The organism is uncultured Bifidobacterium sp. (assembly GCF_963540075.1).
GTDB lineage: Bacteria > Actinomycetota > Actinomycetes > Actinomycetales > Bifidobacteriaceae > Bifidobacterium.
In genome coordinates, this window is record NZ_CAUTOG010000025.1 from 1 (window position 1) to 25,066 (window position 25,066).

The 25,066-nt window shown below is 66.5% G+C and carries 21 protein-coding genes, 1 tRNA gene and 1 pseudogene; 18 read left to right on the forward strand and 5 right to left on the reverse strand.

Translation table 11 applies throughout. The annotated features are described in order from the left end of the window. From rpmJ to RWX87_RS04345, 9 genes are all read left to right on the forward strand, one after another. The coding region (gene rpmJ, locus RWX87_RS04305) for a 50S ribosomal protein L36 (protein ID WP_314687781.1) at positions 1-65 on the forward strand (65 nt) is incomplete at its 5' end. A gap of 120 nt (positions 66-185) precedes the next feature. Further along, the gene (rpsM, locus tag RWX87_RS04310) at positions 186-563 is read left to right on the forward strand and encodes a 30S ribosomal protein S13 (protein WP_314687323.1); all 378 of its coding nucleotides are present in this window, start codon (positions 186-188) and stop codon (positions 561-563) included. 78 nt (positions 564-641) lie between these two features. Then, positions 642-1,052, forward strand: coding sequence for a 30S ribosomal protein S11 (gene rpsK, locus RWX87_RS04315; protein WP_314687325.1), 411 nt, complete (start codon positions 642-644; stop codon positions 1,050-1,052). Positions 1,053-1,128: 76 nt separating this feature from the next. Continuing rightward, positions 1,129-2,124, forward strand: a complete 996-nt coding sequence (locus tag RWX87_RS04320; RefSeq protein WP_314687327.1) for a DNA-directed RNA polymerase subunit alpha — start codon at positions 1,129-1,131, stop codon at positions 2,122-2,124. 77 nt (positions 2,125-2,201) lie between these two features. After that, positions 2,202-2,849 carry a 50S ribosomal protein L17 gene (rplQ, locus tag RWX87_RS04325; RefSeq protein ID WP_314687329.1) on the forward strand — a complete coding sequence of 216 codons (648 nt, stop codon included), beginning with the start codon at positions 2,202-2,204 and terminating at the stop codon, positions 2,847-2,849. A gap of 121 nt (positions 2,850-2,970) precedes the next feature. After that, on the forward strand, positions 2,971-3,888 hold the full coding sequence (locus RWX87_RS04330) for a tRNA pseudouridine synthase A (RefSeq protein WP_314687332.1): 918 nt from the start codon (positions 2,971-2,973) through the stop codon (positions 3,886-3,888). Positions 3,889-4,104: 216 nt separating this feature from the next. Further along, positions 4,105-6,282, forward strand: coding sequence for a circularly permuted type 2 ATP-grasp protein (locus RWX87_RS04335; protein WP_314687333.1), 2,178 nt, complete (start codon positions 4,105-4,107; stop codon positions 6,280-6,282). A 129-nt stretch (positions 6,283-6,411) separates the two neighbouring features. Then, complete coding sequence (locus tag RWX87_RS04340; protein WP_314687334.1) at positions 6,412-7,212, forward strand: transglutaminase family protein; 801 nt, start codon at positions 6,412-6,414, stop codon at positions 7,210-7,212. Between the two features lie 121 nt (positions 7,213-7,333). Further along, positions 7,334-7,419, forward strand: a tRNA-Ser gene (locus RWX87_RS04345). A gap of 253 nt (positions 7,420-7,672) precedes the next feature. Here the strand turns inward: RWX87_RS04345 and RWX87_RS04350 are convergent. Beyond that, positions 7,673-8,575 carry a hypothetical protein gene (locus tag RWX87_RS04350; RefSeq protein WP_314687336.1) on the reverse strand — a complete coding sequence of 301 codons (903 nt, stop codon included), beginning with the start codon at positions 8,573-8,575 and terminating at the stop codon, positions 7,673-7,675. Between the two features lie 74 nt (positions 8,576-8,649). Here RWX87_RS04350 and nusA point away from each other — a divergent pair, with 74 nt between their 5' ends. The 5 genes and pseudogenes from nusA to RWX87_RS04375 all read left to right on the forward strand — a co-directional run bounded on the left by nusA (position 8,650) and on the right by RWX87_RS04375 (position 15,955). Beyond that, positions 8,650-9,675 carry a transcription termination factor NusA gene (gene nusA, locus RWX87_RS04355; protein ID WP_314687338.1) on the forward strand — a complete coding sequence of 342 codons (1,026 nt, stop codon included), beginning with the start codon at positions 8,650-8,652 and terminating at the stop codon, positions 9,673-9,675. Positions 9,676-9,862: 187 nt separating this feature from the next. Continuing rightward, the gene (gene infB, locus RWX87_RS04360; RefSeq protein ID WP_314687339.1) at positions 9,863-12,682 is read left to right on the forward strand and encodes a translation initiation factor IF-2; all 2,820 of its coding nucleotides are present in this window, start codon (positions 9,863-9,865) and stop codon (positions 12,680-12,682) included. Between the two features lie 129 nt (positions 12,683-12,811). Then, positions 12,812-13,285 (forward strand): annotated as a pseudogene (rbfA, locus tag RWX87_RS04365) (30S ribosome-binding factor RbfA); the annotation flags it as partial. Between the two features lie 190 nt (positions 13,286-13,475). After that, positions 13,476-14,660, forward strand: coding sequence for a tRNA pseudouridine(55) synthase TruB (truB, locus tag RWX87_RS04370; RefSeq protein ID WP_314687341.1), 1,185 nt, complete (start codon positions 13,476-13,478; stop codon positions 14,658-14,660). After that, positions 14,657-15,955, forward strand: coding sequence for a riboflavin kinase (locus RWX87_RS04375; RefSeq protein ID WP_314687343.1), 1,299 nt, complete (start codon positions 14,657-14,659; stop codon positions 15,953-15,955). Before truB ends, RWX87_RS04375 begins: the two co-directional genes overlap by 4 nt. Positions 15,956-16,015: 60 nt before the next feature. Here RWX87_RS04375 and radA read toward each other — a convergent pair whose 3' ends face one another. Further along, entirely contained in the window at positions 16,016-17,431 is a 1,416-nt protein-coding gene (gene radA / locus RWX87_RS04380) for a DNA repair protein RadA (RefSeq protein ID WP_314687345.1), read from the reverse strand. Between the two features lie 145 nt (positions 17,432-17,576). Between radA and RWX87_RS04385 the strand changes: the two genes are divergently transcribed. Together RWX87_RS04385 and RWX87_RS04390 are read left to right on the forward strand one after the other, a co-directional pair. Continuing rightward, positions 17,577-18,224 (forward strand): hypothetical protein, encoded by a 648-nt coding sequence (locus tag RWX87_RS04385; RefSeq protein ID WP_314687346.1) that lies wholly within the window; start codon positions 17,577-17,579, stop codon positions 18,222-18,224. Positions 18,225-18,348: 124 nt separating this feature from the next. Further along, the gene (locus RWX87_RS04390) at positions 18,349-18,438 is read left to right on the forward strand and encodes a 30S ribosomal protein bS22 (protein ID WP_004268639.1); all 90 of its coding nucleotides are present in this window, start codon (positions 18,349-18,351) and stop codon (positions 18,436-18,438) included. A 201-nt stretch (positions 18,439-18,639) separates the two neighbouring features. Here the strand turns inward: RWX87_RS04390 and rpiA are convergent, their stop codons facing one another. From rpiA to pgm, 3 genes are all read right to left on the reverse strand, one after another. Beyond that, entirely contained in the window at positions 18,640-19,338 is a 699-nt protein-coding gene (gene rpiA / locus RWX87_RS04395) for a ribose-5-phosphate isomerase RpiA (protein ID WP_314687774.1), read from the reverse strand. A 168-nt stretch (positions 19,339-19,506) separates the two neighbouring features. Next, entirely contained in the window at positions 19,507-20,616 is a 1,110-nt protein-coding gene (locus RWX87_RS04400) for a ribonuclease H (RefSeq protein WP_314687777.1), read from the reverse strand. A 163-nt stretch (positions 20,617-20,779) separates the two neighbouring features. Further along, positions 20,780-22,456, reverse strand: a complete 1,677-nt coding sequence (pgm, locus tag RWX87_RS04405; protein ID WP_314687779.1) for a phosphoglucomutase (alpha-D-glucose-1,6-bisphosphate-dependent) — start codon at positions 22,454-22,456, stop codon at positions 20,780-20,782. Between the two features lie 364 nt (positions 22,457-22,820). Between pgm and RWX87_RS04410 the strand changes: the two genes are divergently transcribed. Then, complete coding sequence (locus RWX87_RS04410) at positions 22,821-24,944, forward strand: glucose PTS transporter subunit IIA (RefSeq protein ID WP_314687780.1); 2,124 nt, start codon at positions 22,821-22,823, stop codon at positions 24,942-24,944. After that, the coding region (locus RWX87_RS06815; RefSeq protein ID WP_399552301.1) for a CAT RNA binding domain-containing protein at positions 24,919-25,066 on the forward strand (148 nt) is incomplete at its 3' end. The genes RWX87_RS04410 and RWX87_RS06815, both read left to right, overlap by 26 nt.

Sequence of the window (25,066 nt, forward strand, 5' to 3'; positions counted from 1 at the left end):
TCCGCCGCCACGGCCGCGTCATGGTGATCTGCACCAACCCGCGCCACAAGCAGCGTCAGGGCTGATCGGATCCCAGCGGCAACGATAGGCGCTGAGTCACAGCCATAGGCTGAACCCCGGGATGCAGGCCCGGGCCGGAAACGGACGACTTGGCGCACGACCTGCGAAGCATAGAAGGAATGGCAATGGCACGTCTTGCCGGAGTCGACATCCCCAATGACAAGCGCATCGAGATAGCCCTCACCTATATTTTCGGAGTGGGGCGCACTCGTGCCAAGGAGACCCTTGCGGCGACGGGCATCAGCCCTGACGCCCGAGTGAAGGACCTGACGGACGAGCAGCTCATCACCCTGCGCGACTATCTCGAGTCCCACTACAAGATCGAGGGCGACCTGCGTCGGGAGATCGACGCGGACATTCGCCGCAAGATTCAGATCAACTGCTATCAGGGCCAGCGTCACCGCCGCGGTCTTCCCGTCCGCGGCCAGAGGACGAAGACCAATGCGCGCACCCGCAAGGGACCGAAGCGCACGGTGGCCGGAAAGAAGAAGGCCACCAAGTAGCGGTGGCATCTCCGGGCCACGGGATGACTTCCCATCGTCCGGACATGGAACTGGTCGAAAGCGAGGAAACGAGGGTCAATGCCAGCTACCAAGCAGGCCGTCAAGCAGGCGGCGCGCAAGCCGCGGCGCCGGGACCGCAAGTCGGTGCCGGTCGGACAGGCGCATATCAAGTCCACGTTCAACAACACCATCATCTCCATCACGGATCCCTCCGGAGCGGTCGTCTCCTGGGCTTCCGGCGGCGATGTCGGCTTCAAGGGATCGCGCAAGTCGACCCCCTACGCCGCGGGCATGGCGGCCGAGTCGGCCGCGCGCAAGGCGATGGAGCACGGCGTCAAGAAGGTCGACGTCTTCGTCAAGGGGCCCGGATCCGGTCGGGAAACCGCCATCCGCTCCCTGCAGTCGGCCGGGCTCGAGGTCGGTTCGATCACCGACGTCACCCCGCAGGCGCATAACGGCGTCCGCCCGCCGAAGCGTCGCCGCGTCTGAGCACACGTCACCAACCCATCCACCGTGCCGAGGGCCGATGCGTGCACCATCGGACCAAGGCTGAAAGGATATCACCGTGCTTATCGCACAGCGTCCGACACTGACGGAGGAGTCTCTCACCCCGCAGCGTTCGCGGTTCGTGTTCGAGCCGCTCGAGCCCGGGTTTGGCTACACGCTTGGCAATTCCCTGCGTCGCACCCTTCTGAGCTCCATCCCCGGCGCCGCCGTGACCTCCGTGAGGATCTCGGGAGCGCTGCATGAGTTCACCACGCTTCCGGGAGTCGTCGAGGATGTCACCGAGATCCTCCTCAACATCAAGGGCATCGTGCTGACCAGCGAATACGACGAGCCGGTCGTCATGTACCTGCGCAAGTCCGGCAAGGGGGAGGCCACCGCGGGCGACATCACTCCGCCGGCCGGCGTGACGATCGCCAACCCGGAGCTGCATATCGCGACTCTCGCCGAGGATGGGGAGATCGAGATCGAGTTCACCGTCGAGCGTGGCCGCGGCTACGTTCCGGCCCAGATGAACAAGCAGGACAACGACGAGATCGGCCGCATCCCGGTTGATTCGATCTACTCGCCGGTGCTCAAGGTCAGCTACAAGGTCGAGGCCACGCGCGTCGAGCAGCGCACCGACTTCGACAAGCTCATCCTCGATGTGGAGACGAAGCCGGCCATCACCCCACGTGATGCCGTGGCGTCGGCCGGATCGACCCTGGTCGAGCTCTTCGGGCTCTGCCGGGAGCTCAACGTGCAGGCCGAGGGGGTCGAGGTCGGGCCCGCTCCCGTCAGCGAACCCGCCAATCCCGAGATGTCTGTTCCCATCGAGGATCTCAACCTCACGCAGCGCAGCTACAACTGCCTCAAGCGCGAGGGAATCCATACGGTGGGGGAGCTCATCTCGCACACCGAGCAGGATCTGCTCGACATCCGCAACTTCGGGATGAAGTCCATCGATGAGGTCAAGGAGAAGCTCCAGACCATGGGGTTGGCCCTCAAGACCTCGCCACTGGGCTTCGACACCAACAATCTGGAGGGTGGCACCTTCTTCTCGCCCGAGGACGAGTAGGACGCCATCAGAACCGCAGCCCTCACCGGACGTTCGGGCATATGCCCACCCGCCGAGGGCGTTAAGGAGAACACAACATGCCTACACCCAAGAAGGGCCCGCGTCTGGCCTCGTCACCCGCGCATGAGCGTCTCATGCTCGCGAACATGGCCACGAGCCTGTTCCAGAAGGGGCACATCACCACGACGCTTCCCAAGGCCAAGCGCCTTCGTCCCCTGGCCGAGCGTCTCGTCACCTTCGCCAAGCGGGGGGATCTGCATTCGCGCCGTCGGGTGATGCGCGTCATTCGCAACAAGTCCGTCGTCCACACCCTTTTCACGGATGTCGCCGAGCAGATGGAGCAGCGCGAGGGCGGATACACCCGCATCGTCAAAATCGCCCCCCGCAAGGGCGATTCCGCGCCGCGTGCCATCATCGAGCTCGTCGCCGCCCCCCTGAGCGACAGGAAGGCCGCGGTGGCCGAGGCCGAGGCCGCGACCAGAACGGCCGTCAAGGACGAGGCCGCCGAGATGGCCGCCGCCACTGACGCCGCCCTCGCCGAAGGCGCCGCCAAGGATGCCGTGGATGAGGCTGTCGTCGCCAACGAGTCCGACGCCACGGACGTCATGGAGGCCGATGAGGCCGCCATCGACCTCAACAAGGTGGCCGAGGACGCGGATTCCGCGGCGAAGTCCGCCGAGGAAAACGCCGACGTGGCCGATGAGGCCGCCGCGAAGTCCGAGTGATCGTCGGCTTCCTCCCGGTTCGCCCCGCCCTTCCCTCCCACGAGGGTCGGGCGGGGCGTCCGTCATTTCGACGTGGTTTCGTCCGTGATGATCATCGGACGCCGTTGACGACGAAGGTCATATGAGGTTGCGAATCGATCTGGCCTATGACGGGTCGGACTTTCACGGGTGGGCGCGTCAGCCGGGCATGACCACCGTTCAGGGCTCCATCGAGGATGCGCTGACGCGTGTGCTGCGGATCGGCGATGGCGAGCCGCGTCCCCGTCTCGTCGTCGCCGGCAGAACCGACGCCGGTGTTCATGCTTCCCATCAGGTCTGCCATGTCGATGTGGACCCCGACGTTCTGGGCCGTTGCGTGGGGCATATCGCCGCCGATCCTCCGACGGCCCTGTTGCGCAGGCTCGACCATCTGCTTCCGTCCTCGGTGCGCATTCGCAGCGTGGCGCCCGCTCCCGACGGATTCGATGCCCGCTTCTCCGCGCTTGCCCGTACCTACGTCTATCGGTTGGGCGATGGCGTCGTCGACCCTCGGCTCCGGGGGTTCGTCCTTGCCGTGGACGGTCCTGTTGACGTCGATGCGATGAACGAGGCGTGCGGATTCATGGTCGGTCTGCATGACTTCGGCTCGTTCGCCATCGCCAATCCCGGAGGGACCACGATCCGCCGTGTGCTGGCGGCCGGATGGAGCCGGGTGCCCGTCCCGGACGGGACGGCCCTCGCCGCCGGGAGCCAGACGGATGTCGGCGACCCTCTTCCAGTCCCCTCCGTGGAGGCGGGACTGCTGCGTTTCACCATCATCGCCGACGCCTTCGCCCGCAACATGGTGCGGTCCCTCGTCGGCGCCTGCCTGAAGGTAGGACGGCATGACAGAACCCCCGAATGGATGGCCGGGAAGATCACCGTTCCGCTTCGGGAGGGTTTCACAGGACCGGCTCCGGCATTCGGCCTTACCCTTGAGTCCGTCTCCTATCCTCCCGACGAGGAGCTTGCCGCGCGCGCCCGTGCGATCCGGGCGCGCCGTACGCTCAGGGAGTCCTGAATGGCCGAGACGGCGTGCCGCGCCGTATTCGCCGTCGTCTCGACCGCCCAGTGCTTGGATGATGCGGGACGCTTGCTGATTCACAGGGCCGTATGCCTGGCGCTGACTTGTAACAATCGTCGTCCCCGACGGTAATCGCGGCTGCCTAGTGTGAACCGTAACCGCGATGGTCGTGTGGTACTGTCGCGGCAAGCGCAAGGGGAAGGAGGCCGGACGATGATCGGGTCGGCCGCACAGAAGCTCGCCAGGGAACTGGTGAACAGGCGTGAGGACATCAACCGCGAGCTGAGCCGCAACGGGGTGCGGTTCGGAATCTACAAGGACGGCACCTACAGCGACCGTCTTTTCCCCTACGATCCCGTTCCGCGGGTCATCGAGTCGGAGGGGTTCGACCGGCTTGAGGCCGGACTCAAGCAGCGTGTGAACGCCCTGAACGCCTATCTGAGGGACGTCTACTCCGACAAGCGGATCGTTCAGGACGGCGTCATTCCCGAGGAGTACGTCTACACCTGCGTCGGATACTTTCCGCAGGTCAACGGCGTCACGCCCCCCGGGGGCGTCTTCGCCCACATCGCTGGGGAGGATCTGGTTCAGGGCGAGGATGGGGCCTGGTGGGTGCTGGAGGACAATCTGCGGATTCCCTCCGGCGCGAGCTATCCCCTGTTCGTCCGGGATATCGAGCGGCGCATCTGCCCTAGGCTGTTTCGCGACGTGCGCGTCCGCGACAACCGCGAGTATCCCCGTCTGCTGCGCAAGTCCATGGACTTCGTCTCCACCGAAGGCATCGCGGTCGTCCTCACGCCCGGACGATTCAACTCGGCGTTCTTCGAGCACTCGTACCTCGCCGAGAAGACCGGTTCCGTCCTCGCCTTCCCCGAGGATCTCGAGGTCGTGGACAACAAGGTGTACTTCCTCGACTACGCCGGCCGACGCCATCGCGTCGGGGTCGTCTACCGCCGGCTGTCCGACGAGTACCTCGACCCCTTCGCGTTCAATCCCGACTCGGTCATCGGAGTGCCGGGCATCCTCGGCGCCTACCGGGCGGGCAACGTGGCCATCATCAACGCCCCTGGCAACGGCGTCGCGGACGACAAGGCCATCTACTATTTCGTGCCGCAGATGATCCGCTACTATCTTCACGAGGAGCCCATCCTCCATAACGCCCCCACCTATATGCCGATGTTCGAGAAGGACAGGAAGATCGTTCTCGACAGGATCGGGGAGCTTGTCATCAAGGATGTGGCCGAGGCCGGGGGATACGGAGTCGTCTTCGGATCGGGGCTTGACGCGGCGGGCAGAAGCGAGCTGGCGGACAGGATCGTCGCGGAGCCTCGTCGCTTCATCGCGCAGGAGGTCATTCCCTTCCGGGACATCGACGTCGTCGATCCCGTGACCGGCGCCATGAGCCCGCGCAAATGCGATCTGCGCGCCTTCGTCGTCACCGGGAAGAACACCCATGTGTGGTACTCGGGTCTGACGCGGTATGCGGCCGTCCCGGGACGCATGATCGTCAACTCCTCGCAGGGAGGCGGGTTCAAGGACACCTGGGTGCTCGCCCCGCCCGCGGGGTCGGGGAGAGACGAGCAGGATCGGGAGGCCATCACCGTCATCTCGAGCTTCCGGCATCGGCCGGCGGCTCTCGTCACGGCCTCGAAGGCCGACAACTTCTACTGGCTCGGTCGCTACACGGAGCGTGTCTACACGACCCTGCGGCATTTCTTCCCCTTCTACGACCGGGTGATGGACACCGACGTGGATGCGTTCCGTCCCTTCGCCAGGGCGCTCGACCTTCCGGAGGACTTCGAGGACTTCGACGCCTTCATCGAAAGTTTCCTGTATGACGCGGGAAACCAGGACTCGGTGCGCAGCGCCATTCTCTCGGCCTTCCGCAACGCCGTCATCCTGCGGCCGGAACTCAGCTCCCGCCTGCTGCAGTACATCGAGCTCGCTCTGACGAACATCACCGATGCCGCGAGCCGTGCTGCCAACGCCGAGGACATCTACAAGCAACGGGACATCAACGACAACATCCTTGCCTTCTGGGGCGGGGTGGAGGACTCGCCCACGGATATGATGCTCAAGTCCTTCATCTTCGTCGGCAAGTACATCGAGCGGATCGATCTGTACACGCGCCTCGGACTGCCTGAGGACGATCTGAGGGAGCCTCTGCGCAAGCTCGTCAACCATGCCGTTCCGCTCGAGGGCCTGCCCATGCCCCAGTGCTTTGCGGATGGCCTGCGCTGGCTGGTGCAGCAGCTTCCCGCGCGCGGCTACAAGGATCTGGCCGGCGACCTGGGGCATGTGCTCGACGACTTCAGCGCACGCATGGCCGGCGCGGAGGTGAAGGACACGGGGATGCTCAATGCGATGAACATGGACGCGCTGCGTCCGTGAGACGTCGTTCCGCCGACGCTTCGGGGTTGATGATGCTAAGGTGAGCCATGTCCGTCGGAGGTATGTGGTGCGAGAACCGTCGTCAAAGGCGCATCGCGCTTGCGGAATGGAATCGATGCAGGAGACGACGTGAAGAAACTCGTGTTCGACTACGAGATGAAGCTGTCCTTCAGCTCGCCCGTCACCGACCATCGCTTCCAGCTGAGATGCGTTCCCGCGACCGGGCCCCGCCAGCAGGTCGTCGACGTCCAGGTCTCCGTCGAGCCGAAGGCGGAACTCGACAGCACCATCGACTCCTTTGATTCGGTGGTCATGACCGGCTACATCCCCCGGCCCCATGACTTCTTCACCTATTCGGTGACGGGCATAGCCTTCGTCGACAACGAGCACATCAGGCCCGAGGCGTACAAGCCCCTGTACCGCTTCGATTCCGCGCTCACCGTCCCCGGACCGGTTCTGACCGGCTTCATAGGCGCATGCCGTGGGCGGGTGGATTCCCTCGGGGACGATCCCGCCCCGTCGGCCGCGGCCCGCGAGGTCATGGACGAGGTGTTTCGCGCCTTCGCCTACACGCCCGGATCCACGACCATCCGCACCACCGCGGAGGAGGCGCTCGCTCAGGGTCGCGGGGTGTGCCAGGACTACGCCCACGTCATGCTTGCGGCATGCCGGCATATGGGTCTCACGGCGCGGTACATCGCCGGTCTGCTGGGCGGTGAGGGAGCCACGCATGCCTGGGTGGAGGTGTACGAGGGGAATCGCTGGATCGGCCTCGATCCCACGCATAACCGCATGGTGGACGACGACTACATCACGATCGCCCACGGCCGCGACTATCGCGACTGCATGCTCGACATCGGCATCTTCTCAGGCGCTTCGGTCGCTCAGACGCAGTGGGTCAATGCCTCGGTGCATGAGCAGCGGCCGTAGAGGCATCTGTCTTCTCGATCGCCCCGGCCCCGTTCGTTCGGGCCGATGGTGCTGCGCCACTCGACGGCTTGCGTCGTCCCATCGTTGTTCCTATACTGGGCGAGTTGCCTCCGGGTGACGTGGATGGGTGTCCGAGCGGTCTAAGGAGCACGCCTCGAAAGCGTGTGAGGGCGAAACCCTCCGCGAGTTCGAATCTCGCCTCATCCGCGAATGGTCCCAGGAACGTTGATTCTCCAACGTTCCTGGGACTTCGTTTTTCGCATAACGACGATGGTGACTCCGATGATCCGTGTGGTTCCGCCGCACCATCCGTGGTCCATGATGGTCATCACCACGTGCGCCGATGCTTCGGCGCCGGAACTCTCCTGATGGCGCCGAAGCGTCGTCACGTGCTCACGGTCGCCGTCGAACCCGCCTGGCGCCGGCGTGTCCCCGCCGCCTCCCGAATGAGCGGGCACAGTCACGACAGCAGGGCCGAATCCAGCGATGGATAACCCAGGTCCAGCCCGCGGACCAGGGGCGTGGCGACAAGCGAGGACAGCGTCGACAGAACCCCCGCGCGCGTCACTCCCGACGTCGCCGCCGTCACCTCGGAGGCAATGCCGCGGGCGCAGTCGATCTCGGCGAGGGCCGCCGTGGGAACCTCCAGTCCCGTCGAGGAGTCCGACACGACCGTGGGATGGGACAGCAGCGTCGAGACGTCGTAGAACTCCCGTCGCCTGTCATCGGCTCCCGTGGCGGCCGACGCGAGACGCTGTCCAAGCGCACGATGGAAGTCGCTGAGCGCCAGAGTGGCGCCGGTGACGTTCCTGGCGGCAAGCAGGCCGATGACGAAGCCTGCTCGGTCCTCGGCCACGGCCATCGTGGCCAGAGCCTGATGATCGATGTCCAGAGCCGAGACGGCCGCCGTGTCGACGGAGGGCATGGACGGGCCGTCCTGTCCCAATGCGTCCGCCAACGACGATTCCACACGCAGGGCCTGCACGGTATGCATGACCCCCTCGGCGAATCGGGCCGGGCAGCCGGTCGCCACCGAGGACCACAGGGATGACGCCTCCCGCGCCGCAAGAAAACGGAGGGACAGCGGTTCCTTCCCCGTCATCCGGGTGGAGACCGTGACCGCGGCGACGTCCTCCGCGTCGCAGCGGCTGATGCGCCGCTCCGCCTCAAGGGCGCCCGAGATGCGGGGAACGCCGCAGGACGCGGGAAGGATGACGACGATCACGGTGGCAAGAACCGCGGCCAGACGGGCCAGAGAGAGCGGAGCAGGTCGCCGACCGCGTGACGGTTCCCCTGTCGGGGGAGACGGTTCGACGGGAGCCGACGGTCGGGGCATGCCCGCCGTCGGTCGCCTTGTCTGCATGGGATCCTACGATAGACTATGACTATGACTGCCGGGCTGCAAGCCCGGAATAACTTCACAGGAGGTCACGCGGCATGGAACTTGACCTGACGGGAATCCATCAGCTTGCCTCCGAGCAGGGCATCGATCCCGAGACCCTTGATGCGGCGTTGTCGGAGGCCTTGCGTCTGGCGTACATGAAGACGAAGCGCAATGCCGGACGCGTCCGCGTCGAGCTGGACGAGAAGGCCGGGACCGTCACCATCTGGGCGCGCGACGAGACACCGGGGACGCCCACTCCCGACGATCCGCATCCGACATCCGTGCTTGGCGAGGAATATGACGACACGCCGCATGACTTTCGTCGTCTGGCGGCGTCCACCGCTCGACAGGTTCTCTCCCAGCTGTTCCGTCAGGCGGAGGACGAGCGCGTCTTTGGTGCGTTCTCGGGTCAGAAGGGCAGGCTCATCACCGGCGTCGTCCAGCAGGATGCCAAGGATCCCGCGAACGTGCATGTGGCCGTCGGGGACGTGGAGGCCATCCTTCCGCGCCGCGAGCAGGTCCCGCACGAGCAGTACCGCCATGGCGAGCGGCTGAGGGTGTACGTGGTCAACGTGGCCCGGGGGATCCGCGGTCCGGAGATCGTCGTCTCCCGTTCCCATCCGGAGCTCGTGCGCAGGCTCTTCGAGCGTGAGGTTCCTGAGCTGGTCTCGGGCGCGGTGTCCATCATGGCCATCGCCCGTGAGGCGGGGGCGAGGACGAAGGTGGCCGTCAGGGCCAACACCGAGGGAGTCAATCCCAAGGGGGCGCTGATTGGTCCCGCCGGTTCCCGCGTTCGGGCCGTCATGGAGAACCTCGGTTCGGAGAAGATCGACATCGTCGACTGGTCCGCCGATCCGGCGACCTTCATCGCCGCGGCGCTGTCACCGGCCGTGGCCACCGGGGTCCGGATCGTCAGCGAAAAGAACAAGGCTGCCATCGCTCTCATCCATGAGGGTCAGCTGTCGCTCGCCATCGGCAAGGAGGGGCAGAACGCCCGTCTTGCCGCCAAGCTCACCGGGTGGAAGATCGGCATCGAATCCGCGGAGGCGCACGCCGACGGATCGGCGGAGAAGAAGTAGCGGTCCCATCCAGCGCCACGAGTATGCTGGACACGGCAAACCGTCCATGCGCAGGAATCCCATGCACGGATGGAACGAACAAGAGGCAAAGCATCATGGTCGCACGATGAGACAGGACGAGCTCGCCGTCATCATGGAGTGACCGCGGCGCAGGGAGCGCGCGGCCACAGAATAAGGAGAACACTGAGTGGCAAGACAGCGCGTATATGAACTGGCCAAGGATCTTGGCGTCGACAGCAAGACCATCCTTGAAAGACTCAAGGGCATGGGCGAGTTCGTCAAATCCGCGTCGTCAACGGTCGAGGCCCCGGTGGTGCGGCGTCTCAAGGAGTCGTTCACGAGGCAGACGTCGGGTGGCAGGGCCTCCGACGCCAAACCAGGCGCCAGGCCAGGGCAGCACGGCAGATCGGTCATGCCGGCTCCGGGACCGCGTCCCGATGTCCACCGCCCGGCGTCTCCGCGAGCCGCGGCGCCGCTTCCCGGTCCCGTCTCCCACTCCACGTCAGATGTCCCGTCCGTTCCGCGACGCCGTGCCAACGCGGAGGATGAACCGCATCCGGGTCCCCGTCACCAGGACCCCCATCGCCAGGACCAGCATGAACGTGGTCCGCGTCCGGTCTCCTCGGGCCGTCCTCGTGCGCCCCATCAGCGCGAGAACCCCCGCGGTGCGGCTCCGTCCGCGCGCCCGTCTCGTTCTGGCGCCCCTACGGGCGCCCAGGGGGCCACGCCGCGGCCCCATACGACTCCGGGACCACGCCCCGGGAACAATCCCTTCAGCCGCAAACAGGGGATGCATGTGCCCACGCCGGGCGATATCCCCAGGCCGCATCCGATGGCACGACCCACGGTCGAACGCCGTGGCGGGCGTCCCGGACCGGGAGGACGGGCAGGGTTCCGCCCTCGTCCGGGTCAGGCCTCGACGGGTCGTCCAGGACAATGGGGACAGCATCGCGGCGCGCAGGGCACCGGTGCCGGGGCCGGCACCGGTGCCGGGCGCACGGGAGGCGGGCGCTTCGGAGGCGGCTTCTCGTCGGGGACGCCGTCGTCGAACGGTCCTTCCCGCGGCCGCGGCCGCGGAGCGGCAGGCGCCTTCGGGCGCCAGGGCGGCAAGTCCTCGCGCTCCAGGAAGAACAGGCTTCAGAAGAGACGCGACTTCGAGGAGATCAAGGCTCCCGTCATCGGAGGGGTGAGAATCCCCGCCGGCAACGGCAAGACCATCCGTCTGCGTCAGGGTGCGACGCTGTCCGATCTCGCCGAAAAGATCAACGTCAATCCCGCCGCCCTCGTCACCGTCCTCTTCCATCTGGGGGAGATGGCGACGTCGACGCAGTCGCTGGATGAGACCACCTTCCAGATCCTGGGACAGGAGATCGGCTGGAACATCCAGATCGTCTCCGCCGAGGAGGAGGACAAGGAGCTGCTCCAGCAGTTCGACATCAACCTGGACGACGAGGAGCTGCAGGAGGACGAGAACCTCCGGCCGCGCCCGCCGGTCGTCACCGTCATGGGCCATGTGGACCATGGCAAGACGAAGCTGCTGGACACCATCCGGAAGACCAACGTGGTGGCCAGGGAGGCCGGCGGGATCACCCAGCGCATCGGCGCCTATCAGGTTAACGTCACGCTCGACGGCGAGGACAGGAAGATCACCTTCCTCGACACCCCCGGCCATGAGGCCTTCACTGCCATGCGAGCCCGTGGAGCCGAACTCACCGACGTCGCGGTGCTCGTCGTCGCGGCCGACGACGGCGTCATGCCCCAGACCGTCGAGGCGATCAACCACGCACAGGCGGCGAACGTGCCCATCGTCGTCGCCGTCAACAAGATCGACGTGCCCGGGGCCAACCCCGAGAAGGTGCGCGGACAGCTCACCGAATTCGGACTCGTTCCCGAGGAGTACGGCGGACAGACGATGTTCGTCGACATCTCCGCCAAGCTTGGGACGAACGTCGACAAGCTGCTCGAGGCCGTGCTGCTGACGGCCGACGCCGAGCTTGACCTCCGCGCCAACCCCGACATGGACTGCCGCGGCGCCACCATCGAGGCCAGGCTGGACAAGGGTCGGGGCGCGGTGGCCACCGTGCTCGTCCAACAGGGCACGCTGCACGTCGGGGACGCCATCGTGGCCGGCACCTCCTACGGTCGCGTCCGGGCCATGCTTGATGAGAACGGCCGCCAGATGAAGGAGGCCGCGCCATCCACGCCTGTCCAGGTGCTGGGGCTGACCTCGGTGCCCACCGCCGGCGACCTCTTCCTCGTCGCTCCGGACGACAGGACCGCCCGGCAGATCGCCGAGAAGCGTCAGGCCTCCGAGCGCGCCGCCCAGCTGGCCAAGCGTCGCAAGGTGGTGTCCCTTGAAAGCCTTAAGGAGCAGTTCGCCAAGTCCGAGGTGGACATGCTCAACATCGTCATCAAGGGTGACTCCTCCGGTTCGGTGGAGGCCCTTGAGGATTCGCTGATGAAGATCGACGTCTCCGAGGAGGTCGGCATCCAGGTAATCCACCGGGGGGTCGGCGCCATCACCCAGAACGACGTCAACCTGGCCACCGTGGACAAGGCCGTCATCATCGGCTTCAACGTGCGACCCAACAGGCAGGTCGCCGAGCTTGCCGATCGTGAGGGCGTGGAGATCAAGTACTACTCGATCATCTACAAGGCGATTGAGGACATCGAGGCCTCCCTCAAGGGCATGCTCAAGCCCGAGTACGAGGAGGTCACGACCTCCCATTCGGAGATCCGCGAGATCTTCCGCTCCTCGAAGTTCGGCAACATCGCCGGCGTCATGGTTCAGGACGGTGAGGTCAAGAGGGGCACGAAGTGCCGGATTCTGCGCAACGGGGTCGCCACGGTCAATGACCTGGAGATTTCCTCGCTGCGCCGGTTCAAGGATGACGTGACCTCCGTCAAGGAGGGCTTCGAGGCGGGCATCAACCTCGGGACCTTCAACGACATCGAGCTCGGCGACGTCATCGAGACCTACGAGATGCGCCAGATCGAGCGTCAGTAGGCATGCAGGGACGGGGTCCGTCGGCGTGTCCGGCACGGACGGACCCGTGCGGCCGGTGACGGCCGCGTCGTCGTCGGCGGGTCGAGCACCCGCATCCGAAGCCGGAACATGAAGGAGTGGGTGACCGCCATGGCCGGAGTCAATCCCAGGGCCGCGCGCGTCGCGGCACTCATCCGCCGCGTCATCGCGCAGGCGTTGGAGTCCCGTCTGCATGACGCCCGTCTGGACGGCGTCACCATCACCGACGTGCGCGTGACGAACGACCTCCAGATCGCGAAGGTGTACTGGACTCTGCTCGGCCATGAGGGTCATGAGCAGGGGGAGAGCCATCGGGCCCAGCAGGCGCTGCGGCAGTCGAGCGGGAGGCTTCGCTCCCTTGTCGGCGCCAAGGCGGGGTTGCGGCTGACCCCGCAGTTGCGTTTCATCCGTGACGAGGTGCCTGCCCAGGCGCATGAGATCGAGGACGTTCTGGCCGCGGCGCGTCGCCGTGACGAGGAGCTCGAGAAGGTGCGCGCCCAGGCGACCTACGCCGGAGACCCGGACCCCTACTGGCATGATGACGAGGAGGACGGTCAGGAAACGCCTGCTGACGACGCCTCTCTCGCGGGGGATGAATCCGGAGCGCTTGGCGCGGACGTATCCACCGCGCTCGGCGAGAAGGCCGACGAGGGGTCGCCCCGGATGCCGGAACCGGGAGGCTCCGCGCCTGTTCCGGACGAGGAGACATCACCGACCGGCGGTCGTTCGGCCGGCTTCCCGTCGCATTCAGACGAGGCTTGAGGATCGGCGCCGTATGACCTCGGATTTCGAGGCCCCCGTTTCCGGGCGCGGCATGTCCGGTGTCTCGGGTCTGCTTCTCGTCGACAAACCCCGCGGCGTGACCAGTCATGACGTGGTGGCCGCCGTAAGGTCGGTTCTGCGTATGCGGCGCGTGGGGCATGCCGGCACGCTCGATCCCATGGCCACGGGACTTCTTCTTGTGGGATTCGGTCATGCGACCCGACTGCTCCGCGCCGCCATGGGGTCCGACAAGACCTATGAGGCCACGGTCCGTCTTGGCGTCTCGACGACCACGGACGATGCGGACGGTGACGTTCTGCGTCTCGTCCATGCCGCGACGCCCGAGGCTTGCAACGATGATCCCACGACGCGCGTCCTGGCCCGAAGGGACATCGAAGCCGTCGTCCGTGACCACCTGCTCGGCCATATCAGTCAGGTTCCCAGCCGGTTCTCGGCCATCCGCGTTGGCGGCCGCCACGCCTATGAGAGGGCCCGGGCCGGTGAGGACTTCGCCCTTGAAGCCCGTGAGGTCGACATTCGCTCCTTCGAGGTGGCCGAACCACGCTCCGCGACCGTAGCCGTCGCCGGATCGCCGACGCCGGTGGTGGACGTCGATGTGCGCGTCAGCTGCTCCAGCGGCACCTACGTTCGCTCCCTGGCCCGCGATTTGGGCGATCTGCTTGGCGTGGGAGGACATCTCGTGGCTTTGCGTCGCGTCCGCGTGGGAGGGTTCCGCGTCAGCGAGCCTCGCGTCGTGCATGCGAGCGCGGCGAGCCGCACGATACGGCGTCGCGACGGCGTGACGTGCGACGTCTCCGTGGCGAGGATGGAGACGGATGCGGACGGTCTGATCCGTCGTGCCCTGCCTTTGGCCTCCGCCGCCGCTCGCATGATGCCGGTTCTTCCGGTCGACGCCGCACAGGCCCGCGATCTGCGTTTCGGGCGGGCGATCCGTCCGTCCTATGCCGTTGATGGTCCGGTGGCGGCCATATGCGGAGCGGGCGCCGACATCGACGCCGGCGGCTCCCCCTCCGAGGGGGCGACCGGGGATGGCCGCCCGGTCGGGGACGATCTGGTGGCACTCGTCGAACCGACGGATGACGCCGTGAAGCCCACCGTGGTGTTCCCGGCGGCGGAGATGGGACGTGGCGGTCGCGTTCCGGCATCCAGGACCGCTGACGAAGGAGAAGGACGATGATCGTCACGAGACTGACCCCTGACGCGCAGGGGGATGTGGACTGGCCGACCCTGAGCGCCGACAGGCGCAGCGTGCTTACGGTGGGCGTGTTCGACGGCATGCATCGGGGTCATCGGACGGTGGTCCGTCGCGTCGTCGAGCTTGCGCGCAGGGAGAACGCCCTGTCCGTCATCGTCATGTTCGATCCGCGCCCCGGCCTCGTTCATCGATACGCCGCATCCCACGGCGGGGCGGAGCCAGAGGCGTCCACGCCGGATGCCGAACTGCTCACCTCGGTACCCCAACGTCTGAAAGTGATGGAGGATCTTGGCGTCGACCATGTGCTGGTCGTGCGCTACACGCTCGCCTTCGCCTCGCGGTCGTACCGCTTCTTCCTCGGACGCATGGTGGGGCGTCTCGGCATGCGCCATCTTGTCCTCGGAGCCGATGCCGCCATGGGAGCCGGACGGGCGGGAACGGTCGAGGCCATCGCGGCGCTGGCGGACGCCACACGCGTCTTCGAACTCGACGTGGTCGATGATCGCGGTCCGGGCTGCGTGCGCGTTCCGTCGGACGCGGTCCCCGCGCGGGACGGCGGGGACGGGGAGCCGCAGGATCCCACCCAGGGGATGACGCGGGCCGAGCTGCGGTCGTGGAGCAAACGTCATCAGGCCCGTCTCGTCAGGGTGTGGAGCTCTTCGAACGTGCGGTACCTGCTCTCCCAGGGGCGGGTCCGCGAAGCCACCTCCATACTGGGAGCCGTCCACGGGATCGAGGCGGAGGTCGTCCACGGCGAGCAGCGTGGCCGCACGCTGGGATTCCCGACGGCCAACCTCGCCCCGGACATCGAGGGATATCTCCCTGCGGATGGGGTGTACGCCGGCTGGCTCGTCGACGAGGGACCGGTGTCCACGTCCGAGGGCGGACCGACTGAGGAACCGGACGAATCCGTCAAGAGGGTCGTCCTGGGGACGGAGTCCTCGGTCGCCCAAGGGGTCGATGCCTCGGATGTCCCCGTCCCCGTCGGCTCGCGCGATGCCTCCCGTCGCTGGCCGTCGGCCATCTCCATCGGGACCAAGCCGACCTACAGCTCTCTTACGGGTTTGCATGACAGAGTCGTCGAGGCGTACGCCATCACCGACGAGTGGCTTCATCTGTACGGGCATCGGGTTCGCGTCGAGTTCGTCGCCTACCTGCATCCGCAGATTCGCTATGCGTCCTCCGAGGAGCTCCGCCGAGCCCTCGACGAATACGTCCGCAGGACGCGCGGCATCGTCGGAGCGGACGCCTCGCCGAGGCCGACCTCGAGTAGGTAGCCTGCCCCCCGTCCAGGATGGCGCCGAGCTCCACTCCGATGCACGAGGCGAAGCAGGACGTCAGCGTTCCGCGGGCACCAGCAGATTCAACGCCTCGCTCAGCGAGGATGCCTCGGCCATCTCAAGATCCGGTGGACAGGAGACGCGTGGCCTTTCGAAACGACCGTCCGACGACCTGGGGATCACCGCTCTTGTGAAGCCCAGACGCGCCGCTTCGGACAGGCGTCGGTCCAGACGGGGGACGGGCCGGACCTGACCGGCCAGCGAGATCTCGCCGATGGCACATGTCGTCCGGGGGATCGCCCTTCCTGCCGCCGCGCTCGCCAGGGAGGCGACGATGGCGAGATCCGAGGCGGGCTCCCTCGCCAGCCCTCCGGCGATCGTCGAGACGTAGAGGTCCTTCGTCAGAAGGTTGAGATGGCCGTGGCGATACAGCACCGCCGTCAGCATCGCCAGCCTGTTCGGCTCTATCCCGCTGGTCGCGCGTCTCGGCGCCGGCAGCACCGAGGACGTCACCAGAGACTGTATCTCGATGGGCAGGCTGCGGTTGCCGTCGATCGTGAACGTCACGCAGGTGCCGTCGGAGGCGTCCCGGGAACCCGACAGGAAGATCCCGGAGGGGTCCGTCACCTCGGCGATGCCTTCGCCGGCCATGTCGAAGCATCCCACCTCATCCGTCGGCCCGAAGCGGTTCTTCACCGCCCTGAGAAGACGGAGGGCGGTCTGCGGATCCCCTTCGAACTGACAGACGACGTCGACGAGATGCTCGAGGGTGCGTGGACCGGCCACGGCACCGTCCTTGGTGACGTGGCCGACGAGCAGCACGGGGGAGTCGAGGCCCTTGGCCGTTTCGACGAGGGCCCCGGTGACGGCCCTCACCTGAGTCGCTCCTCCGGTGACGGCCGTGACGTCCGCGGAGGAGATGGTCTGGATGGAGTCGATGATGGTGAGCACCGGGCGGCGGTCCGCCATCGCGGCGAGAGCGTCGGACAGGTCGGTGGTGGACAGCAGCAGGAGATTGGGCACGACCGCATCGATGCGCGCGGCCCGCATCCTCACCTGCGCCGGCGATTCCTCGCCGGAGACGTACAGTACGCACCCCTGAGGATGGTGACGGGCGACGTAGCCCGCGGTCTCGAGCAGAAGGGTGGATTTGCCTATGCCGGGCTCCCCGGCGACCAGCACGACGGAGCCGAGGACGATTCCGCCTCCGAGCACGCGGTCGAATTCACCGAAGCCTGTGGGGATCCGGTCGGCGCGGCGGGTCTCCACGTCGGTGATGGGAGTGGAGATGGGGCGCGTCCGGTCCGTGCCCGGCCGCGAAGGCGCCGGCCGCGACGGCCCCGCCACGGGGACGGAAGGTTCCCTGAACTCGGCGATGGTGCCCCACTGTCCGCAGGAGGGGCATCGGCCGTACCATTGGGGGCCGCTCCATCCGCATTCGGAGCACAGGAAGTGCAGACGGGTCTTCGCCATGGCCCTGACCCTAGAGGCCCTCCCTGACAACCCGCGACGTCACGTCATGGTGGCCCGCCGTGCGACGACCCCATGGCGGTTGCACGGATGGCGGGATGCGGCGGTTCGTGCGGAGGGGTCATGCGCATGTGCAAGAATCAGCGATATGTCGCATTCATCCGCTTCGTCAGGCTCATCGCATGCCAGGCTGACGGTGGTCGTCTCGGTCGTCGCCGTCCTCATCGTGCTCGCGATTCTATCCGCCTTCGTCTGGCCGGGATGGGCGCTGAGGTCCTCGTCCTCCGGTTCCGCCGCGGGGGCGTCGTCCTCCGCGTCGTCGGCATCCGGCAGCGCCAGCTCCTCTCCGGAGGCGACGAAGCCGACGATATCCGCCTCATCGCTCCCGACGGACGCCACGTCGCTGCTCAAGGCCATGCCGGACAGCGTCCTCAACTTCGCTCGGACGGAGGCCTCGCCCAGCGCCAGCTGGACCTCGGCATCGCCTCTGGAGGAGTACACGCTGACGTACTCCACCGGCGTCAGCTCGGCCGACGTCACGCTTATCGTGGCCCAGTGGTCGACATCCGATTCGGCGAAGTCCGAATACGATTCGTTGACGGGCGCCCTGACGGGAACCGAGATCGCCGCCGGCAACGTCAAGGTGTCGGGGACGACGACCGGCAGCTACGTCGTGAGGGCGGACTCCTCGGATTCGAAGAAGGCGGTGGCCGTCTGGCAGAACGACACGGCCGTCTTCGAGGCCACGGGCCTCAGGACCTCCGTAACCCGGTTCTACGAGAAGTTCCCCCTGTAGACCGGCTTCGTGACGGCGAGGGACGCGGGTGGCCGCATGACGACGCCGAGCGGTCCAGGTCCCTGCGTCCGTGTAGTATTGGGCAAGTTGCAGTCTTTCGGATAGATAGGAATGGAGGCTTCGGATGGGTTCCGTCATCAAGAAGCGCCGCAAGCGGATGAGCAAGAAGAAGCATCGCAAGCTGCTGCGCAAGACCCGCCATCAGCGCAAGTAGTGCCGTTGCATGGTTAGCGTCGGTTCGCGTGCGATGATTTGCGAATCGGCACGGCAGAAGGGCTCCAGGGCATTCGTCCGAGGGGCCCTTCATTGTTGTCTTTGATCATGTCCTCCCGAAGAGCCGTCAGACCGGCTTCTCATGGAGTGCAGGGCGATGAGGGGCCGGTCTGACGGCCGGGTGGCCGTGTATGGCGTAAACCTACCTGTTCGGATTCTTCAGGATGCGCGGGCCCTGCGGGTCCCCGACGATGACCTGATCGACCATGTTGAGGAACAGCCCGTGCTCCACGACGCCGACCGTCGTGATGAGGTCCTGGGCCAGCTCCTGCGGATGCTCGATCCGGCCCAGATGTAGGTCGACGACGAAGTTGTTCTCGTCGGTGCGCACCTCGCGGCCTTCGGCGTCCTTGCGCAGGACGGGCCTGTAGCCCCGCTCCTCGAAGCGGCGGATGACGTGTCCGGCGCCGAAGGGGATGACCTCGACGGGCAGGGGGAACCTGCCAATCACGTCGACGACCTTCGACTGGTCGACGATCCACACCACGCGACGCGAATTGGTGGCGACGATCTTCTCCCACAGCAGCGCGGCCCCGCCGCCTTTGATGCCGTCGAAGTTCGCATCGACCTCGTCGGCGCCGTCGATGGTCACGTCGATATGGTCGACGTCGTCGATGTCCACGATGCGGATGCCGTAGGATTCGGCCTGCTGCTGGGTACGTCGCGAGGTCGTGACGCCGGTGAAGCGCAGACCCTCCTCCTTGACGCGGCGGCCGAGCTCATCGACGAGAAAACGGACGGTGGAGCCCGTACCCAGACCGGCGATCATGCCGTTCTCCACGATCTTCGCGGCCTCGATTCCGGCGGCCTTCTTCAGCGCGTCCTGCTGTGCCTTGTCCATCGTTCTCCTTCGTGTGGTCATGACTGCATGTGGCTATGTCTCCCGACGGTGGTTCCCCGGCGGGTTCCGGCATCCATCGTAGAGGCAGGGGAGCACCGCCGTCCGGCATGCGAGGCGGGTGCCGCAGGCCATGGGGAGAGGTGAAGACGGAAGGTCCGCGCCAGGGGATCAGGCGATGTCGAAGGGGGTCTCGTCCAGCGCCAGCCTCCCGTCGGTCCCGACGAGTCCCTCGATGCGGAGCACGCCGCGGATGCGTCGGGGTCTGCCGTCGAAGCTGGGGCTGCTGGAGGGGGGAGGGCTGAAGCGCAGCGTGCCGGAGACGGTGAGACCGCCGGGGTGGCGGTCGGCGGTCACCGGGTGCGACCCGGCGGAGTCCGGGTCCTGGACCATGGCATCCGTCCTGGCCGCCTCGGCGTCGGCCGCGCCGGCACCGCCTCTGGCCGGCATGACGGCATCCACATCGGCGGAGGCATCGGATGCGACGTGAGGGTGGCGGCCGGCGTTCCGGTCGTCATCGGGGACGTCCCGCGGCTCCGGGCCGGTTTCCCAAGATGCCAACGGGGAGTCGGCGCCGGCTATACCGGGCGAGTCCGTCATGTCGGCCGGTGATGAGGATGGATCCGTATGATTCGGGGTGGTGACGACAAGCTTGTCATCGGCATCGGCGTTCTCGCCGCGACCCAGATGATAGTCCTCGTCCGTGATCGAGCCGTCGAGAAGAAGTCGGGCGTCGGAGGGCACGTCCAGACCCTTCGCGTAGTCGGACGCCATCAGCGACTGCCAGCCCTCGCGGGGCAGATATCCGTCGCGCACCCCGTCCCGGCAGTCGCCGGCGTATGTGCGGGCCAGGTCGTCGACCTTCTCGTTCCCGGCGTTGCCGGCATGTCCCTTGACCCATCGGAACCTCACCGACCCGGGTCGTCGGGCGATGGCGGCGTCGATGGCCTTGATAAGAGGCGCGTTCTTCACGGGTCTGCCCTGGCTGTTCCTCCAGCCCTTGCGCTTCCAGCCTCGCACCCAGGTCGTCGAGCAGTTGATGGCGTACTGCGAATCGGTTTCGATGACGAGCGGCTCGTCACCGGGATGTGCACGCAGGGCCTCGAGGACGGCGCAGAGCTCGCCGATCTGGTTGGTGCCGTTCGTCGCGCCGCCGGCGTCATGGTCGCCCGGGTGAGCGTGCCCACGGCCGGAGGGCGTTTCATGGTCGGTCCAGGCCCAGCCCATCGGTCCGTGAGGGTTGGCCAGAGCCGACCCGTCAGTGGAAACCGTCATCGTCATGGGATGTCCCTTCGTGTCCGTTTCGGCCTTCGACTTCCGGAATCGCCGTCGACGTCTCGTTCCTCGTACGTCGTGGGACCGCTGCCACGGGCCGATCATGGGGTTTCGTGACTCCGCCGCGACCGGAGGAATCCGGACGACGCCCCCGTCGCGGATGCGTCGGCTAGTCGGCCAGGGCCTTGTCGACCACCTCGGTGGCCTCGTCAAGGACCTTGTCGAGAGACTCGGGGGAGACGAAGGACTCCGCATACACCTTGTAGATGTTCTCCGTTCCGGAGGGGCGCGCGGCGAACCAGTTGTCCTTCGTCGTCACCTTGAGCCCGCCGATCTTGGCGCCATTGCCCGGCGCCTCGGTGAGCCTGGCGGTGATGTCCTCGCCGGCGAGCTTCGTCGCCGTGACGTCCGCGCCCGTGAGCTCCGCGAACTTCTGCTTCTGCTCCAGGGTCGTGGGGGTGTCGATGCGGCGGTACCAGCTCTCGCCGAAGCGGGCGACCTGGTCCTGATGCAGCTGGGCGGGGTTCCTGCCGGTTTTCGCGGTGATCTCAGCCGCCAGCAGATCGGGGATGAGCCCGTCCTTGTCGGTGGTCCAGACGCGCCCGTCACGACGCAGGAAGCTCATGCCCGAGCTCTCCTCGCCGCCGAAGGCGACCTCGCCGGCGAACAGGGGGTCGACGAACCACTTGAACCCGACGGGCACCTCGACCAGACGGGCTCCGATGGACTTCGCCACGCGGTCGATGAGGCTGGAGGAGACCAGCGTCTTGCCGATGCCGGCGTTCTTCGGCCAGCCTGGCCGGTTGCCGCCGAAGAGATACTCCACGCAGACCGCGATGTAATGGTTGGGGTTCATCACGCCCCAGTCCGGGCAGACGATGCCGTGGCGGTCCGCGTCGGGGTCGGTGCCTCCGACGAGGTCGTACTTCTTCCAGGCGCCGTTGTTGAGGGAATCGACGAGGCCCTTCATCGCGTAGGGGGAGCTGGGGTCCATGCGGATCTTGCCGTCATGGTCGATGGTCATGAAGCTCCAGGTCGGATCGACCTGCGGGCGCACGACGTCGATGCTCAGTCCGTACTTCTCGTTCATCAGCGGCCAGTAGTTGACGGAGGCGCCGCCGAGCGGGTCGATGCCCAGGCGCACGCCCGAGGAGCGGATGACGTCGAAGTCGATGACGTTCGACAGGTCGTCCACGTAGTGCTCGCGGTAGTCGAAGCGCTCCACGAGGTCGGAGGCGATGGCCTGCACGTAGGGCACGCGCCTGACGGCGCGGAAGTCGTCGAGCAGCTCGTTGGCGCGGGCGGCGATGGCATTCGTCGCCTCGGCGGGCGCGGGGCCTCCGGTCGGCGGATCGTACTTGAAGCCGCCGTCGGTGGGTGGATTGTGCGAGGGGGTGACGACGATGCCGTCCGCGAGGTCGGCGCCGGAGAAGCGCTGCGTGCCGTCGGCCGCACGGTTGTGCGTGAGGATGGCCTGCGAGACCACGGGGGTGGGCACGAAGTCGTCGCGGGAGTCGACGCGCACGCGCACCCCGTTGGCCACGAGGACCTCGATGGCGGTCTTCATCGCCGGACCGGACAGGGCATGGGTGTCCCGACCCAGATACAGGGGACCGGTCACGCCCTTGGAGGCGCGGTACTCGGCGATGGCCTGGGTGATGGCCACGATGTGGGCCTCGTTGAACGAGGTCTTCAGGGAGGATCCGCGGTGGCCGGAGGTGCCGAAGACGACACGCTGCTCGGGGACGTCCGCATCGGGGACGAGGTCATAGTACTTGCCGATGACCTCGTCGACGTTGATCAGATCAGCAGGGGTGGCGGGAAGACCCGCGTTCTTAGCAACCATGGCTGTCATTGTGCCACGGACACAGGATGGAGGGCATCGGATGGAGAGCGCCGGACGGAGCGGCTGCCATGACGAGAGGCTGCTCGGACCAGGACGCACGGGGGGTGTGAGGTCCGCCGGATTCCGCGTCCGGCGTGCGGGAGGAATGCATGTCGGATGCGCCGGGATTCCCGGTCGCGGATGACGTCTGACGAGTTTGCATCTCCCCTGCCCGTGCGCTATCCTTCAGATGATTCACCTATTGCAGGGTTGCAAGTTCGATGAGGACGCAAGACCTGAGGCACGAAAGTGCCTCAGGTCTTTTTTGTTTTCCCGACCTCATCGACGAGGGCGAATCGCCGGGACCTTAAGGAAAGGGATGGCAATGGCCGGATCAACAGCCTCACAGATCATCGACGCGGTCGGCGGACCGCGCAACGTGAAAAGCCTGACGCACTGCGCCACCAGACTGAGATTCGAGCTGGGCGACTCCACGCGGGTCGACCAGGGCAGACTGGATACGATGCCCGGAGTGCTCGGGGCCGTTCCCCAGGCCGGGAACCGCTATCAGGTGGTCATCGGCGGCGCCGTGGCCTCCATGTACAGCGAGATCATGGCCCTGCCCGAGATGAAGGACCTGGCGGCCGGCTCATCCTCGTCCGACGACGACGGATCCGCAGGTTCGGGCCCGAGAAGCAATGCCGAGGTCAAGGCCGAGGCCCATGCGAAGGGTCGCGGGCGCGTCGGCTGGCTCGACTCCTTCTTCGAGTATCTCTCCGACTCCTTCCGGCCCATCCTCGGCGTGCTGCTCGGCGCCTCGCTGATCATCGCCCTGGTCAACCTGCTGATCTCCGTCAAGGTCGTCACGGGGGACGAGGCCAACACGAGCCTCATGTTCATCAAGGCCATGTGGAAGGGAGTGTTCTACTTCCTGCCCATCATGATCGCCTACAACGCCGCGAAGAAGCTCAAGGTCGACCCCTGGCTCGGCGGCACCATCATGGCGGCGCTGATGACCCCCCAGTTCACCGGTCTGTCAAGCACATCGACCTGGAAGGGCGTCACCCACTGCGTCGAGAACACCACGCTGGGCACGAGCTCATGCTCCACGACGGTGTTCGGCCTGCCCATGCAGCTCAACGACTACAGCGGCAACGTCTTCGTCCCGCTGCTCATGGCGGCGGTGCTCGCCCTCGTCTACCACGGGCTGCAGAGGATCATCCCCGAAAGCGTGCAGCTGGTCTTCGTGCCCTTCCTGTCGATGATCATCGTCACCACCCTCACCGCGTTCCTCATCGGACCCCTCGGCGTGTGGGCCGGCAACGGCATCGGCGTCGGGCTCGCGTGGATGAACGCCCATGCGCCTTTCGTGTTCGCCATCCTCATCCCCATGCTCTACCCGTTCCTCGTGCCGTTGGGTCTGCACTGGCCGCTTAACGCCCTGATGCTGATGAACATCCAGTCGCTGGGCTACGACTTCATCCAGGGCCCCATGGGCGTGTGGAACTTCGCCTGCTTCGGCGCCACCGCCGGCGTCCTCGTCATCTCCCTCAAGGACAGGGACCAGGTCATGCGGCAGACCTCGATCGGAGCCCTCGCGGCCGGCCTGCTCGGCGGCGTCTCCGAGCCCAGCCTCTACGGCATCCACCTGCGCTACAAGCTCGTCTACAGGCGCATGCTCATCGGCTGCTTCGTCGGCGGCGTGGTCATCGCGGTCCTCGGCTGGCTGTTCCCCTCCGTGATCGCCTCCGGCGCCACGGTCCACGGCGTGACCACGACGGCCTTCGCCTTCACCTCGCTGCTCACCATCCCGGTGTTCAACCAGATGTGGGTGTACGCCATCGCCATCGCCGTGGCGTTCTTCGTCTCGATGGGTCTGATCATCGTGCTCGACTATCGCACGCCGGAGCAGAAGGCCGAGGTTCTTGCGGCCGTGGCGAAGAGGGATGCGGAGCGCGCCGCAGGGACGACCGCCGTGGCCGGCTCGGCTTCGGCCGTCGCCGCCCCCCCTGCCTCCGCCGCCGACCACGCGTCGTCCTCGGCGGCGCCCACCACCGTCGTGGCAGCCCCGATCGACGGTCATGTGGTGTCGCTGGATGATGCAGGCGACGCCGTGTTCGCCTCCCGTGCCCTTGGCGAGGGCGTCGGCATCCAGCCGACCGCCTCCACGGCGACGGTGACCGCCCCCGTGGCGGGCGTCCTCCAGACGGTCGCCGAAACCGGGCATGCCTTCGGCATCCGCACCGATGACGGCGTCGAAGTGCTCGTGCACGTCGGCATCGACACGGTGAAGATGAACGGCGACGGCTTCACGGTTTCCGTGAAGAAGGGCGACCGTGTGGCAGTCGGGGATGCGCTGGCGACCGTCGACTTTGATAAGGTCAAGGCGGCGGGATACAGCACCACCACGCTGATGACGGTGCTCAACACCGCGTCGCTCGGCGGGGTGACCCCACGGACGGGCGCCGACGTGAAGGCCGGCGATCCGGTTCTCGACGTCACCCGCTGACGCGCGGACGGAGGTCGGGGGAGAGGGCGTCGTGGAGATTCTTCGCGTGTTCAACAACAACGTCGTCCTGGCGAACGACCACGGCCGGGAGGTCATCCTCACCGGCCGTGGGCTCGGATTCC

Coding starts and splice junctions, on each gene's coding strand:
- nusA (WP_314687338.1), top strand. CDS start 8,650: ATGGAACTTGACCTGACGGGAATCCATCAGCTTGCCTCCGAGCAGGGC.
- RWX87_RS04390 (WP_004268639.1), top strand. CDS start 18,349: ATGGGTTCCGTCATCAAGAAGCGCCGCAAGCGGATGAGCAAGAAGAAG.
- truB (WP_314687341.1), top strand. CDS start 13,476: ATGACCTCGGATTTCGAGGCCCCCGTTTCCGGGCGCGGCATGTCCGGT.
- pgm (WP_314687779.1), bottom strand. CDS start 22,456: ATGGTTGCTAAGAACGCGGGTCTTCCCGCCACCCCTGCTGATCTGATC.
- RWX87_RS04350 (WP_314687336.1), bottom strand. CDS start 8,575: ATGCAGACAAGGCGACCGACGGCGGGCATGCCCCGACCGTCGGCTCCC.
- radA (WP_314687345.1), bottom strand. CDS start 17,431: ATGGCGAAGACCCGTCTGCACTTCCTGTGCTCCGAATGCGGATGGAGC.
- RWX87_RS04375 (WP_314687343.1), top strand. CDS start 14,657: ATGATCGTCACGAGACTGACCCCTGACGCGCAGGGGGATGTGGACTGG.
- rpiA (WP_314687774.1), bottom strand. CDS start 19,338: ATGGACAAGGCACAGCAGGACGCGCTGAAGAAGGCCGCCGGAATCGAG.
- RWX87_RS04400 (WP_314687777.1), bottom strand. CDS start 20,616: ATGACGATGACGGTTTCCACTGACGGGTCGGCTCTGGCCAACCCTCAC.
- RWX87_RS04410 (WP_314687780.1), top strand. CDS start 22,821: ATGGCCGGATCAACAGCCTCACAGATCATCGACGCGGTCGGCGGACCG.
- rpsM (WP_314687323.1), top strand. CDS start 186: ATGGCACGTCTTGCCGGAGTCGACATCCCCAATGACAAGCGCATCGAG.
- RWX87_RS04385 (WP_314687346.1), top strand. CDS start 17,577: ATGTCGCATTCATCCGCTTCGTCAGGCTCATCGCATGCCAGGCTGACG.
- rplQ (WP_314687329.1), top strand. CDS start 2,202: ATGCCTACACCCAAGAAGGGCCCGCGTCTGGCCTCGTCACCCGCGCAT.
- RWX87_RS04335 (WP_314687333.1), top strand. CDS start 4,105: ATGATCGGGTCGGCCGCACAGAAGCTCGCCAGGGAACTGGTGAACAGG.
- RWX87_RS04330 (WP_314687332.1), top strand. CDS start 2,971: ATGAGGTTGCGAATCGATCTGGCCTATGACGGGTCGGACTTTCACGGG.
- rpsK (WP_314687325.1), top strand. CDS start 642: ATGCCAGCTACCAAGCAGGCCGTCAAGCAGGCGGCGCGCAAGCCGCGG.